Annotated in this window: 11 protein-coding genes; 6 read left to right on the forward strand and 5 right to left on the reverse strand. The window is 75.8% G+C overall.

The genetic code is table 11. From position 1 onward, the window contains the following. Window positions 1-44: 44 nt before the first annotated feature. The 3 genes from QRT04_RS10390 (at window position 45) to QRT04_RS10400 (ending at window position 4,825) form a co-directional block, all read left to right on the forward strand. A complete protein-coding gene (locus tag QRT04_RS10390) occupies window positions 45-1,193 on the forward strand; it encodes an AAA family ATPase (protein WP_289455146.1) in 1,149 nt (382 codons plus the stop codon). An 88-nt stretch (window positions 1,194-1,281) separates the two neighbouring features. After that, window positions 1,282-1,719: an OsmC family peroxiredoxin gene (locus QRT04_RS10395; RefSeq protein ID WP_289455147.1), complete on the forward strand. Its 438-nt coding sequence runs from the start codon at window positions 1,282-1,284 to the stop codon at window positions 1,717-1,719. Window positions 1,720-1,861: 142 nt separating this feature from the next. Continuing rightward, window positions 1,862-4,825, forward strand: coding sequence for an FAD-binding and (Fe-S)-binding domain-containing protein (locus QRT04_RS10400; RefSeq protein ID WP_289455148.1), 2,964 nt, complete (start codon window positions 1,862-1,864; stop codon window positions 4,823-4,825). Window positions 4,826-4,844: 19 nt separating this feature from the next. Here QRT04_RS10400 and QRT04_RS10405 read toward each other — a convergent pair whose 3' ends face one another. Beyond that, window positions 4,845-5,333, reverse strand: a complete 489-nt coding sequence (locus QRT04_RS10405; protein WP_289455149.1) for a MarR family winged helix-turn-helix transcriptional regulator — start codon at window positions 5,331-5,333, stop codon at window positions 4,845-4,847. Window positions 5,334-5,404: 71 nt separating this feature from the next. On the opposite strand from QRT04_RS10405, the gene QRT04_RS10410 reads away from it, so the two are divergent. The 3 genes from QRT04_RS10410 to QRT04_RS10420 all read left to right on the forward strand — a co-directional run bounded on the left by QRT04_RS10410 (window position 5,405) and on the right by QRT04_RS10420 (window position 8,341). Then, complete coding sequence (locus tag QRT04_RS10410; RefSeq protein WP_289455150.1) at window positions 5,405-6,046, forward strand: MBL fold metallo-hydrolase; 642 nt, start codon at window positions 5,405-5,407, stop codon at window positions 6,044-6,046. Between the two features lie 62 nt (window positions 6,047-6,108). Further along, window positions 6,109-6,414 (forward strand): MTH1187 family thiamine-binding protein, encoded by a 306-nt coding sequence (locus tag QRT04_RS10415; RefSeq protein WP_289455151.1) that lies wholly within the window; start codon window positions 6,109-6,111, stop codon window positions 6,412-6,414. A gap of 205 nt (window positions 6,415-6,619) precedes the next feature. Further along, complete coding sequence (locus QRT04_RS10420; protein WP_289455152.1) at window positions 6,620-8,341, forward strand: restriction system modified-DNA reader domain-containing protein; 1,722 nt, start codon at window positions 6,620-6,622, stop codon at window positions 8,339-8,341. Between the two features lie 21 nt (window positions 8,342-8,362). Here the strand turns inward: QRT04_RS10420 and QRT04_RS10425 are convergent, their stop codons facing one another. The 4 genes from QRT04_RS10425 to QRT04_RS10440 all read right to left on the reverse strand — a co-directional run bounded on the left by QRT04_RS10425 (window position 8,363) and on the right by QRT04_RS10440 (window position 12,968). Beyond that, window positions 8,363-9,322 (reverse strand): zinc-binding dehydrogenase, encoded by a 960-nt coding sequence (locus tag QRT04_RS10425; RefSeq protein ID WP_289455153.1) that lies wholly within the window; start codon window positions 9,320-9,322, stop codon window positions 8,363-8,365. Window positions 9,323-9,352: 30 nt separating this feature from the next. Then, entirely contained in the window at window positions 9,353-10,078 is a 726-nt protein-coding gene (locus tag QRT04_RS10430; RefSeq protein ID WP_289455154.1) for a maleylpyruvate isomerase N-terminal domain-containing protein, read from the reverse strand. Window positions 10,079-10,253: 175 nt separating this feature from the next. Then, window positions 10,254-11,408, reverse strand: coding sequence for a homoserine O-acetyltransferase MetX (metX, locus tag QRT04_RS10435; protein WP_289455764.1), 1,155 nt, complete (start codon window positions 11,406-11,408; stop codon window positions 10,254-10,256). A gap of 240 nt (window positions 11,409-11,648) precedes the next feature. Further along, window positions 11,649-12,968, reverse strand: coding sequence for a bifunctional o-acetylhomoserine/o-acetylserine sulfhydrylase (locus tag QRT04_RS10440; protein WP_289455155.1), 1,320 nt, complete (start codon window positions 12,966-12,968; stop codon window positions 11,649-11,651). Window positions 12,969-13,206: the final 238 nt, after the last annotated feature.

Genomic DNA, 13,206 nt, shown 5'->3' on the forward strand with positions numbered 1-13,206 from the left:
AGCGCGGCACGGACAGGCACGAACCGGACGTAGTATCCGTACCCATGGATGCCCGGCCCGAGGGGCCGCGGCCGGGCTCGCTGGTGGGCCGCGGCGCGGAGCTCGACGACCTCGACGGCCTGCTGTCCGACGTCGCCGACGGCGCGGGCGCCACGGTGCTCATCGAGGGCGAGGCCGGCGTCGGCAAGACGAGCCTGGTCGGCACGCTCCGCCAGGGCGCCGCGATCCTCGGCCTCGACTTCCGCCTGGTGCGCGCGGCCCAGGCGGACGGTCGGCCGGTCGGCCTGCTGACCGACGCGCTGATCGACCCGTCCGCGGCGCACGGCCCGGTCGAGTCCGAGCTGGTCGACCTCACGGCCGCTCTGACCGACGGGCACGCGCAGCCGCAGGCGATCGCGCGCGCCGCCGAGCTCGCGGCCGCGCTCGTGCGGCGGCAGAGCGACAAGCGCCCGTGGGTCCTCGTGCTCGAGGACCTGCACCACGGGGACACGGGCTCGCTCGAGGCGCTCGTCCGGCTCGCCCGCGAGGGCGCCGTGCCGGGCGGCTTCCTCGTCATGACGATGCGTCCGGTGCCGCACCGCACCGAGCTCGCGACGACCGTGGCGGCGTGGACGCGCGCCGGCGCGCGGTACGTCGAGCTGCGCCCGCTCGCGCCGCGGGCCGTGGTCGACGTGGCCGAGCGTCTGGTCGGCTCGCCCGTGGGCCCCGCGCTGCGCGGCGCGCTCGCGACGACCGGCGGCAACCCGCGGTTCGCATCCGACGTCGTGCGCACCGCCCGCGCGCACGGTGCGCTCGAGGAGCGCGACGGCGTGGTCGACGTGGTGGGCACGCAGTGGCTCGACTCGCTCGACGAGGTGGTGCGCGGGCGGCTCGAGTACCTCGGCGTCGAGGTGCTCGCGCTGCTCGAGCAGGCATCGGTGCTCGGCACGTCGTTCGTGGTGCTGGACCTCGCCGCGATGTCGGGCGCGAGCGTGCCGGACTGCTGGCGCACGTTGCGGCACGCGCTCGCCGCCGGGGTCGTCCGCGCGCGCGGCGACCGGCTGGTCTTCGGGCACGACCTCTGCCGAGGCGCGCTCTACCACGGGCTCGACGCGCAGCAGCGCCGCGTCCTGCACGCGCGGGCCGCCTGGGCGCTCGACCGCGCGGGCGCGCCGAGCCACGTCGTCAGCGACCACCTCGCGCGCGCGCGCTGACCCCTCCGCTGGCCGAGCGGCGCGCGCCCGCGCCGCCTAGCGTGGCGGGTGACGGCCGCGACGCCGTCCCCTGACGATTGGAGCTGGCATGGCCACGCGCACCGCACGCACCGACTGGCACGGCACGCTCGAGGAGGGGAGCGGCACCGTCACGCTGGCCAGCTCGGGCCAGGGCTCGTTCGAGGTCTCGTTCCCACGCCGCGCCGCCGACGACGCCCAGGGCGTGACGAGCCCCGAGGAGCTCGTCGCCGCGGCGCACTCGTCGTGCTTCGCCATGCAGTTCTCCGCGCTGCTGGCGCAGGCCGGCGGCAACCCGCAGGCCCTCGAGATCACCGCTGACGTCCGGTTCGGGCCCGACCCCGCCGGCGGGTTCCACATCCCCGGCATCAAGCTCACCGTCCGCGGCAAGGTGGACGGCCTCGACGCGGAGCGGTTCCAGCAGGTGGCCGAGGAGGCCAAGGCGACCTGCCCGGTGAGCAAGGCGCTCGCCGGCACCACGATCACGCTGGACGCGGCACTCTCCTGAGCCCCTCGGCGACGCCGAGGCGAAGCGACGCGCGCCGGACCGGGACGGGTCCGGCGCGCGTCGTCGTCCCACCGCCGGTGGCCGGTGTCCGCGCCGCGAAAGGCCATGACGGGCGCGCGTGGCGCGGTGCGAGACTGCAGCCGTGTCGACTCCCACCCTGACGAGCACCGACGTCGTCGCCGCGCTGCGCGCGGCCGTCAGGGGCTCGGTGGACGACTCCTCGCGCCGCCGGGCGGAGTACTCCACGGACGCGTCGAACTACCGCGTCGTGCCGCGCGTGGTCGTGTTCCCGCTCGACACCGACGACGTGCTCGCCGCGCTCGAGGTCTCGCGCACGCTCGGCGTGCCGCTGACGGCCCGCGGCGCCGGGACGTCCGTCGCCGGCAACTCGATCGGGCCCGGCATCGTGCTCGATTTCTCGCGCCACGTGAACCGCGTGCTGTCGCTCGACCCCGACGCGCGCACCGCGGTCGTCGAGCCGGGCACGATCATGGCGACCCTCCAGAAGGCCGCCGCGCCGCACGGCCTGCGGTTCGGGCCGGACCCGTCGACGTGGACCCGCGCGACCCTCGGCGGGATGATCGGCAACAACGCGTGCGGGCCGCGGGCCGTCGCGTACGGGCGCACGGCCGACAACGTGCTCGCACTCGACGTCGTCGACGGCACGGGGCGGCGGTTCACGGCCGGGGCGGGCTCCCTCGACGCGGTCCCCGGGCTCGACGCGCTCGTCAGCGCGAACCTCGACGTCCTGCGCACCGAGCTCGGTCGCTTCACGCGGCAGGTGTCCGGCTACTCGCTCGAGCACCTGCTCCCCGAGAACGGCCGCGACCTCGCCAAGGCGCTCGTCGGCACCGAGGGCACGGTCGGCACGCTGCTCGGCGCGACGCTGCGGCTCGTGCCGATCGCGGCCGCGCCGGTGCTCGTCGTGCTCGGCTACCCCGACATGCCGACCGCCGCCGACGCGGTCCCGGCGCTGCTCGCGCACGCGCCGCTCGCCATCGAGGGCATGGACTCGCGGCTCGTCGACGTCGTGCGGCGCGTCAAGGGTCCCGGGGCGGTGCCGACGCTCCCCGCGGGCAACGGCTGGCTGATGGTCGAGGTCGGCGGCGACACGCTCGACGAGGCGATGTCGCGCGCGCAGGCGCTCGCCGCGGACGCCGGGACCGGCGCGGTCGGACTGTTCCCGCCCGGGCCCGAGGCGTCCGCCATGTGGCGCATCCGGGAGGACGGCGCGGGCCTCGGCGGCCGCACGCCCGGCAACGAGCAGGCGTGGCCCGGGTTCGAGGACTCCGCGGTCCCGCCCGAGCGGCTCGGCGCGTACCTGCGCGAGCTCGAGGGGCTCATGTCCCGCCACGGCGTCGACGGCCTCGCATACGGGCACTTCGGCGACGGCTGCGTGCACCTGCGGCTCGACATCCCGCTCGAACGCTCCGGCGACCCGCTGCGCGAGTTCATGACGGACGCCGCGGGGCTCGTGGCGGCGCACGGCGGCTCGCTCTCGGGCGAGCACGGTGACGGCCGCGCGCGCTCCGAGCTGCTGCCGGTCATGTACTCCTCGCGCGTCATCGAGCTGTTCGGGGCGTTCAAGGCGCTGCTCGACCCCGACGGGCTCCTGAACCCGGGCGTGCTCGTCGACCCCGGGCCCCTCGACGCCGACCTCCGCCGGCCGCACGCCCGACCCGTGCTCGGCTCGGGAGGCTTCGCGTTCGCGCACGACCACGGCGACCTCACCACGGCGGTGCACCGCTGCACGGGCGTCGGCAAGTGCCGCGCCGACAACACCGCCAACGGCGGGTTCATGTGCCCGTCGTACCTCGCGACGCGCGACGAGAAGGACTCGACCCGCGGCCGCGCGCGCGTGCTGCAGGAGATGGTCAACGGGGGCTTCGTCACCGGGGGGTTCGCGTCGCCCGAGGTCCACGACGTCCTGGACCTGTGCCTGTCGTGCAAGGCGTGCTCGTCCGACTGCCCGGCGGGCGTCGACATGGCGGCGTACAAGTCCGAGGTTTTGTACCGGACGTACCGTCGGCGCGTGCGGCCCGTGTCGCACTACGCGCTCGGCTGGCTGCCGCGGTGGGCGCGGGCCATCACGGCCGTGCCCGGGGGTGGGCCGCTCGTCAACGCCGTGCTGTCGTTCGGGCCACTGCGGAAGGTGGTGCTGGCGGGCGGCGGGATGGATCCTCGGCGCGGGGTGCCGGCGTTCGCGCGACGGCCGTTTCGGGCTTGGGCTCGGGCTGCGGGGCTCGTCGACTCCCGCCCCCTCGCTTCGGATGCCGCCTCCGGCGTGGCGTCCGCCGGCGACGCGACCGTGTCGCCTGCCCGTGACGGTGGCTCGGGTGCTGACGCCGTTCGCGGTGAGAAGTTCGTCGTGCTGTGGGCCGACTCGTTCTCCGACTCGTTGGCGCCCGGGGTCGGGCGGGCCGCGGTGGCCGTGCTCGAGGACGCCGGGTACCGCGTCGTCGTGCCGGACGGCGAGGCGTGCTGCGGGCTGACGTGGATCACGACCGGGCAGCTCGACGGAGCGCGGAAGCGGCTCGAGCAGCTGCTGACGGTGCTCGGGCCGTTCGCCGTCAACGGCGTGCCGATCGTCGGCCTCGAGCCGTCGTGCACCGCGGTGCTGCGGTCCGACCTGCTCGAGCTGTTCCCGGACGACCCGCGCGCGAAGGCCGTCGCCGCCGGCACGCACACGCTGGCCGAGCTCCTGACCGCCCCCGCGCCCCTCGGCCCGGGCGACGCGTGGCAGGCGCCGGATCTCGCGGGCGTGACGGCCGTCGTGCAGCCGCACTGCCACCACTACTCCGTGATGGGCTTCCGGGCCGACGAGCGCCTGCTGCGCGCCGCGGGCGCCGACATCCAGGTCGCCGCGGGCTGCTGCGGCCTCGCCGGCAACTGGGGCATGGAGAAGGGGCACTACGAGACGTCGGTCGCGGTGGCCGAGCGGTCGCTGCTGCCCGCGCTGCGCGAGCTGCCGTCGCGGCCGGGGTCCGAGCACGTGCTGCTCGCCGACGGCTTCTCGTGCCGCACGCAGGCCGGCGACCTGGCGGGCGTCGAGGGCGTCGCGCTCGCGGAGCTGCTCGCGGCGCATCTCGCGCGCGTCGCACGCTGACCTCGGACTCGGCGGCCCGTCACCAGTCGCCGGTCAGGGGCTGCCCGTCGGGTCCGGCGGGGCGCCGCTCCGCGACCACGTCGGTGATGCGGTCGACGAGCTCGAGGGCGCGCGCGAGCGTCCGGCGGTCGGCGTCGTCGAGCGCGACGTCGACCGCATCCGCGAGCCGGGCGACGCGGCGGTGGCGCTCCGCCCTGATCGCCGACCCCCCGGCGGGCGTGAGTGCGAGGAGCTTCTTGCGGGCGTCCGCGGGGTCCGGTCCTGCGGTCAGGTGACCCGTGTCGGTCAGGTCCTTCACGGTCGCGGCCATCGTCTGGTGTCGCACGCCGCGCGCTGCGGCGAGCTCCGCGGTGGTGAGCGGCCCGCGGGTGTCGAGCAGGTCGAGCACGGCGGCCGGGCTGGGCGCGAGCTGGTCCGTCGGGCGCGTGGCCCGGACGAGCCCGCTGATCGCCGACCGGAGGTGGGCGGCGAGCGCGGCGGCGGAGGGCGGCGGCTCGTGGTCGGTCACCGTCCGAGGCTAGATGTCTACAGGGCTATCTGTACAGTCACTCCTGTAGAACTCGACGCAAGGAGACGCAGGTGCAGCTCATCAAGCACGTCCACTCGTGCGTGTCGCTCGTCAAGGGCGGCGGCCGGATCGTCGTCGACCCCGGCACGTTCACACCCGACGCGGCCGAGGCCGTGGCGGCGGCCCAGGCCGTGCTCGTCACGCACGAGCACTTCGACCACGTGGACGAGGGGCTGATCCGCCGCGCGCTCGGGGACCGGCCGGACCTGCGCGTGTACGGACCGGCGGCGCTCGTCGCGCGGTGGAGCGGGGCCGGCGGCCAGGTCAGCGCGGTCGCGCCGGGCGACCGGTTCGAGGTCGCAGGCTTCGACGTGGCGGTGCACGGCGGCTCGCACGCCGTGATCCACCGCGACGTGCCGAGCGTCGCGAACGTCGGGTACCTGATCGACGGCCGGGTCTACCACCCCGGCGACGCGTACGACGTCCCGCCCGCGACGGTCGAGACGCTGCTGCTGCCGACGAGCGGCCCGTGGACGCGCATCGGCGACGCCGTCGACTTCGTGCGCGCCGTCGCGCCCCGCCGGCTGGTCCAGGTCCACGAGATCATGCTCAGCCCGACCGGTCAGGCGGGTGTCGAGCGCTTCCTGAGCCCGGACGCCCTGATCGACGTGCCGCTCACCGTCCTCGCGCCGGGGGAGGAGCTCACCGTCTAGGCCCGGCGACCGCGCCGCGGACGCCGGTGGACAACCGGCGGACGAGCCGTGAGGGTGGCGACATGCTCGTTGCCTTCTCCGTGTCGCCGCTGGGTGTCGGCGAGTCCGTGTCGCTGGCCGTCGCCGAGGCGGTGCGCGTGGTCCGCGAGTCCGGCCTGCCGAACCGCACCGACGCGATGTTCACCACGATCGAGGGCGAGTGGGACGAGGTGATGGACGTCGTCCGGCGCGCGACCGAGGCCGCCGGGCGCGGCGCGGGCCGCGTCAGCCTCGTGCTGAAGGCCGACATCCGGCCCGGTCACACCGGCGAGCTGACGGCCAAGGTGGAGCGCGTCGAGGCCGCGCTCGCGGCTGGCGAGACCGCCTGACGGGCGGCGCCGTCCGCGTCCGCGCGCGAGCCGTGCGCGTGCCGGGGCGCGGTCGCGCGGCCACGCGTTCGAGTGATCCGGCGCGCCACCCGTTCGCTCGTGCCGGGCGCGGCGTCCGCTGTGGCACCCTGGGTGCGCGCCGGCCCCGGCGCGTCAGAACCATGGGTGTCACCGCCGTGCACGCGCGCCCCGGAGAGGTCCCGAGATGCCGATCTTCGAGCTGGACGAAGGGCGTCCGCGCCTCGTTCAGCCGATGCAGCCGCTCCCGGGATCGTTCGGCCAGGACTGTGCCGCGCTGCTGACGCACCATCTCGCGGCCGTCGCCGGCGAACCGCTCTTCGTCGTCCGTGCGCGCTCCACCGCACCCGAGCACGCGGACGTCCCCGAGCTGCTCGCACTCGACTCGACGGGCCGCCCGGTGATCGTCGAGGTCGTGCCCGTCGTGGACGACGACGCCGTCGTCGCCACCCTGCGCCACGCCGGGGCTGCGGCACGCATGACGACGACCGACCTCGCGCGCGCCTACCACCCGGACCCGAGCCGGTTCCCGGTCGACTTCGCGGCGTTCCGCGAGCAGGTCGCGTTCGGCGCGACGACGAGCCGCCGCGAGGGCGTGCGCCTCGTGCTGCTGTGCTCCGAGGTCGCGGCCGCCGCCGGCGACACGCTCGCCTTCCTGCGCGGTCCCGGCCGGCACGTCGACGTGCTGCAGGTCGGCGTCGTCCGTGGCGTCGACGACCGCCGGATGATCGACGTCTCGCCGCTCGCCACGCACGAGACCGTGCGGCGGTCGGTCGAGCCGACGGCGCTGCGGCTCGTGCGCTCGAGCGAGGCGTTCGCCACGGCGATGGCGTACGACTCGGGGCGGCTCAACCTGTCGCGGCCGCCGATGCCCGGAGCCGTCGTCAACCCGCCGCACCGCGTCTCGTCGCCCGAGGCGATCACGCCGGTGACGGGCGTCCGCGTGCCGGACGGCGCGGCGTCCCGGCCCACCAACGGCCACACGCCGGCGCCCGGCGTGCCGCCCGTCCCCGCGCCGCTGCACGCCCCGCTCGCCCACGACCCGGCCGAGCTGGAGCCGCCGTTCCGGCCCGAGCAGCCGGCGCCGTCGCAGCCGCCGCACGGCTCGCTCCAGCCGCCGGGCCAGCACCTGCCCGCCGTCTCCGGGGGACCCCGCCCGCTCACGCCGCCGCACGGCGCGCCGCCGGTCGCCGCTCCGGGGTCCGCGTTCTCGGCCGCGCCTCGGGCCGCAGCCGGGCAGGCGGCCGCCGGGTCGCCGGTCACGGCCGCGCCGTCGCCGGCCGGGGCGGCGACCGGGTCCACCGCCGGGGCGCCCGCCGCGCCGGCCACCACGTCGGCAGACGAGACGGCGTCGGCAGCCGCGCCCCCGGCCGCCGCGGCGGCCCAGCCTGCCGCAACCGCGCTGGACGTGCCCGTCGCGCCGGCGTCGGTCGCGTGGACCGCGCTCGACGCGCCCGCGGGGTCGTTCCCGGCGCCGCTCGGGACGTCGGCCACGTCGCTGCCGCTGCCGCTGCCGCCCGCGCCCGCGCGCGCCGAGCCCGAACGCCCCGCGGCAGAGCAGGTGCGCCCCGCCGCAGAGCCCGCCGCGGCCCCGCCCGGCGCGCCGCCCGAGCGGTCGTCGACCACGGGCAACGACGGGCTCCCGGTGCCCGAGCTCGCGACGCTCGCCAAGCGCCGCCGCGCGATCACGACGCTCGTCTGGTACCGCGAGCGCCGCGACCAGCGGCTCGTCGCGCTGCTGCGGCAGGACGGACTCATCCAGCTGCCCGACGGCCGGACGTACGCCGACCCGGACCTCGCCGCCGCGGCGGCGGCCGGCAGCCTCGCGCGCATCGACGGCTGGCGCTCCTGGCGCATGGGCGACGGCGGCCCGACCCTCGCGGAGGCCGCGGGAGTGCCGGCGACCTGACGTGCGGCCGTCCCGGCGCCGTCAGACCTCGAGCACGACCTTCCCGAACTGCGCCCCGGCGGCGAGCCGCGCCAGTCCGTCGCGCGCCCGCGCGAGCGGGAACGTGGAGTCGACGAGCGGCCGCACACCGGTCCGCGCCAGGAACGCGACCAGGTGCTGCAGGTCCTCGCGCGAGCCCATCGTGGTGCCGACGACGGTGATCTCCTGGAAGAAGATGCGCTGCAGCTCGGCCGCGTCGGCGTCGCCCGATGTCGCGCCGGCGACCACGACGCGGCCGCCGGGGCGGACCGATCGGATGCTGTGCGACCAGGTGGCGCGCCCCACGGTCTCGAGCACGACGTCGGCGCGCGGCACGCGGGCGCCCGTCTCGAACGCGCCCGCGGCGCCCAGCTCGAGCGCCTGGGCCCGGCGGTCCTCGTCGCGGCTCGTGACGAGGACCTCGAGCCCCGCGGCCGCGCCGAGCAGGACCGCCGCAGTCGCGACACCGCCGCCCGCGCCCTGCACCAGCACCCGCTGGCCCGGTGTCGCGCCGCCGTTGACGAACAGCATCCGGTACGCCGTCAGCCATGCGGTCGGCAGGCACGCGGCCTCGACGAACGACAGCTCGGCCGGCTTGTCCACGAGGTTGTAGGTCGGCACCGCGACGCGCTCCGCGAGCGTGCCCGGGTACCGCTCCGACAGGAGGGTGCGCGGCTCGTCGGGTCCGACGCCGTGGCCGAGCCCACCACCGATGACGCCGTGCAGCAGCACCTCGCGGCCGTCGGGCGTGACGCCGGCGGCGTCGGTGCCGAGCACCATCGGCAGCTGCTCGGCGCGCAGGCCGACGCCGCGCAGCGACCACAGGTCGTGATGGTTCAGCGCCGACGCGCGGACGTCGACGACGGTCCAGTGCTCGGCCGCCACCGGCTCGGGCCGTTCGCCGACCTCGAGCCCCGTGAGCGGGTCGTCGGGCGAGAACCGGGCGGCGTAGGCGGCGAGCACGACGCCACGCTACCGACGCCGTCTCACCTGTCAGAGCAGCGGGAGCATCCGACCGAGGTCCGGCACCGCGTCCGCGGAGCTGGCCGGCGTGAGCGCGGCGGCGAGCACGTCGACGTCGTACGAGGTCCGCCCGGTCGCGAGCCGCATCCACGCGCGCGGGTCGGCGACCGCGAGGTCCCACCCGCCGCGCGCCAGCACGATGCCCAGCAGCGCGTCCGCGACGAACCGCAGCGCCGCAGGGTCCACGGGGTCGACACCGGGCCCGGAACCGGCGACGCGCCGCACCGAGCGGAGCAGGTCGTCGGCGTGCACCACGAGCTCGACGACGCGCGACGTCGTCATGGTCGAGAGCAGCACCGGTCCGCGCCGCGCCTGGACCACGAGGTCGTCACCGCGGTGCGCGTCGAGCAGCGCGAACGCCGCCGCGGCGCGCCGGTCGACCTCGGGCAGCGGGTCGCGCGCGATCTCCGCGGCGAGGTCGCGGGTGTTCTGCGCGATGTCGGCCGCGCGGTCCGGGTAGCTGCTGACGTACTCGCCGAGCGTCAGCGGCATCGTCCCCGGCGGCGCAGGCGTGCAGACGGCGAGCGCATCCATCGCCCGGCCGAGGTGCGCCACGAGCTCGGCGACCGTCCAGCCGGGCAGCACCGAGGCCTCGCCGGCCACGGAGTCGTCGACGACCTCCTCGACCCAGCCGCGCAGGCGGCGCCACTGGGCGCGCAGCGCGGTGTCGGCAGCAGCGAGGTCGGCGCTCGTCATGCGCGTCATGGTGCCAGCAGTCCCCCGGCACAGCCGCGACGCGACGGCGACCCGCCGCGTCGGACGGCCCGCACGACGCACAGCGGGGCCGCGGGCCGCGGACGGGCACGGGCGTCGAGAGGTGCGCTGAGTCCGCTGCTGCCACCCGACACGCCCGCGACAAGCCGCGGCAGCCTCAGCGGGAGCGGACGCCGTCCTCGAGGAACTCGCTGACCAGCGCGCCGACCAGGTCCTCCTCGATCAGGAACCCGTCGTGCCCGTAGTCGGAGTGCACGGTCCGCACGGGACCCGAGCCGGGGATGCCCGCGGCGATCCGCTCGGACTGCGCCGGCGGGAAGAGCCGGTCGGAGTCGACGGCGATCACGAGCGCGCGGGCCGTGATCTGCGCGAGCGCCGCCTCGACGCCGCCGCGGTCGCGGCCGAGGTCGTGCGTGATCATCGTCCGCGTCAGCACCACGTACGTGTTGGCGTCGAACCGGCGCGCGAGCTTGTCGCCGTGGTGGTCGAGGTAGCTCTGGACCGCGAAGCGCCCGCCGTCGAGCGGGTCCTCGGCCCCCTGCGGGATGCGGCCGAACCGCTCGTCGAGCTCGAAGGCCGACCGGTAGGTCTGGTGCGCGATCTGCCGTGCGATGCCGAGGCCGACGTGCGGGCCGTCGCCGTCGGCGGCGTCGTAGTAGTCGCCGTCGCGATAGCTGGGGTCGGCGCGGATCGCGGACAGCTGCGTGTGGAAGCCGGCGATCTGGTCGCCCGACGTCTGCGCCGCGGTCGCGATCGCCGCGATCGCCTCGACCCGGTCCGGTGCCATGACGGCCCACTCGAGCACGCGCTGGCCGCCCATCGAGGCACCGATGACGAGCGCCCACGAGTCGATGCCGAGCAGGTCGGCGAGGCGGATCTCGGCCGCGACCTGGTCACGCACGGTCAGCAGCGGGAATCGCCCACCCCACGGGCGGCCGTCGGGCGCGGTGGACGCGGGACCCGTCGAGCCCTGGCAGCCGCCGAGCACGTTGGGCGCGACCACGAAGTATCGGTCGGTGTCGATGGGCGCGCCCGGCCCGACCATCGACTGCCACCACCCGGCGGTCGGGTGGCCCTCGGCGGGCTCACCCGTCACGTGCGAGTCGCCCGTCAGCGCGTGCAGCACGAGCACCGCGTTGGTGCCGTCCTCGTTGAGCTCGCCCCAGGTCTCGTAGGCGAGCCGGACCGCGGGCAGGCGGCCGCCCGACTCGAGCGCGAACGGCCCGAGGTCCGCGAACCGACGGCGGCCCACCGGGTCGCCGTCACGCCACGCCGCGGACGCCGGCACGGGCGGGCGCTCGGGCAGCGGCACGCGGCTCGCGACCGTGCGCGGGCGCGCCTTGGCGCGTCCGAAGGTGAGCGTCTCGTCCTGCACGAGGCCCCAATCTACGTACTGGTCCGGTGGCGGGCCGAGCGGCCCACCCTCCGGGACGGCACCGCCGTCCCGGTCGTCGTCGGTGTCGCCGTCAGCCACGGCAGCCCTCGGGCACCGCGGGTCCGCGACGCGCGGCGGCGGGTGCCACCGGTGTCGCGGACCCGCGGCCCGGCATCGTCAGGCGCCCTTGGCCGCGCGGAAGCCCGCGTCGAGGTCGGCGAGGATGTCGTCGATGTGCTCGATGCCGACCGCGAGACGCACGAGGCCGGGCGTCACGCCGGAGAGCTCCTGCTCCTCGGGGGTCAGCTGGCTGTGCGTGGTCGAGGCCGGGTGGATGACGAGCGAGCGCACGTCACCGATGTTCGCGACGTTCGAGTGGAGCTCGAGCGCGCTGACGAACGCCTGACCGGCGGGCGAGCCGCCCTCGAGCTCGAACGCGAGCACCGCGCCCGCGCCCCGGGGGGCGTACTTGACCTGGTTGGCGTGCCACGGGCTCGACTCGAGGCCCGAGTAGTGGACCTTGACGACGTCCTCGCGCGCCTCGAGCCACTCGGCCACCTTCTGCGCGTTCGCGACGTGACGCTCGACGCGCAGCGACAGCGTCTCGATGCCCTGCGAGATCAGGAACGCGTTGAACGGCGACACCGCCGAGCCCAGGTCGCGCAGCAGCTGGATGCGCGCCTTGAGGATGTAGGAGAGGTTGACGCCGAAGATGCCGTTCACGCCGAGCGTCTCGCCGATGACGAGCCCGTGGTACGACGGGTCGGCCTGGTTGAAGCCGGGGAACCGGTCCGGGTACTGCTGGTAGTCGAACGTGCCGCCGTCGACGATGACGCCGCCGATCGCCGAGCCGTGCCCACCGAGGTACTTGGTGGCCGAGTGCACGACGACGTCGGCGCCCCACTGCAGCGGGTTGATGAGGTACGGCGTCGCGACGGTGTTGTCGACGATGAGCGGCGCGCCGTACTCGTGCGCGACCCCCGCGACGAGCTCGATGTCGAGCACGTCGGACTTGGGGTTCGGGATCGTCTCGGCGAAGAACGCCTTGGTGTTCGGGCGGATCGCCGCGCGCCACGAGTCGGCGTCGTGCGGGTCCTCGACGAACGTCGTCTCGATGCCGAGCTTCGGCAGCGTGTAGTGCAGCAGGTTGTACGTGCCGCCGTAGAGCGACGGGCTCGCGACGATGTGGTCGCCCGCCTCGGCGACGTTGAGGATCGCGAACGTCTCCGCCGCCTGGCCCGAGGCCACGAGCAGGGCGCCGACGCCGCCCTCGAGGCTCGCGATGCGGTTCTCGACGACCTCCTGGGTCGGGTTGCCGATGCGCGTGTAGATCGGGCCGAGCTCCTTGAGCGCGAACCGGTCAGCGGCCTGCTGGGCGCTGTCGAAGACGTACGACGTGGTCTGGTAGATCGGCAGCGCGCGGGCGCCGGTCGCCGGGTCCGGGGACTGGCCGGCGTGGATCTGGCGGGTCTCGAAGTTCCAGCTCTCGTTGCTCATGGTGGCTCCTTCGCGGTTCGGGTCGGTGATCAGTCGTCAGGCGAGAGATCGCTGGTCCGCGGGGAGCTCGGGCAGCCGACGTCCGTCCCGCGGGGAGTGGGGTGGAGTGGCGCACGGTCGAGCCGGGCTCGGCGAGGTCAGGGCCGCGTCTCGAGGGACGGTGACCTGCCCGCAGGCATGCCGAACGTGCGCTGGTCAGCGACACATTCGACGGAACATGCGCCGAGAGTAGACAGAC

Source organism: Cellulomonas alba (assembly GCF_030362835.1).
GTDB classification, from domain to species: domain Bacteria; phylum Actinomycetota; class Actinomycetes; order Actinomycetales; family Cellulomonadaceae; genus Cellulomonas; species Cellulomonas alba.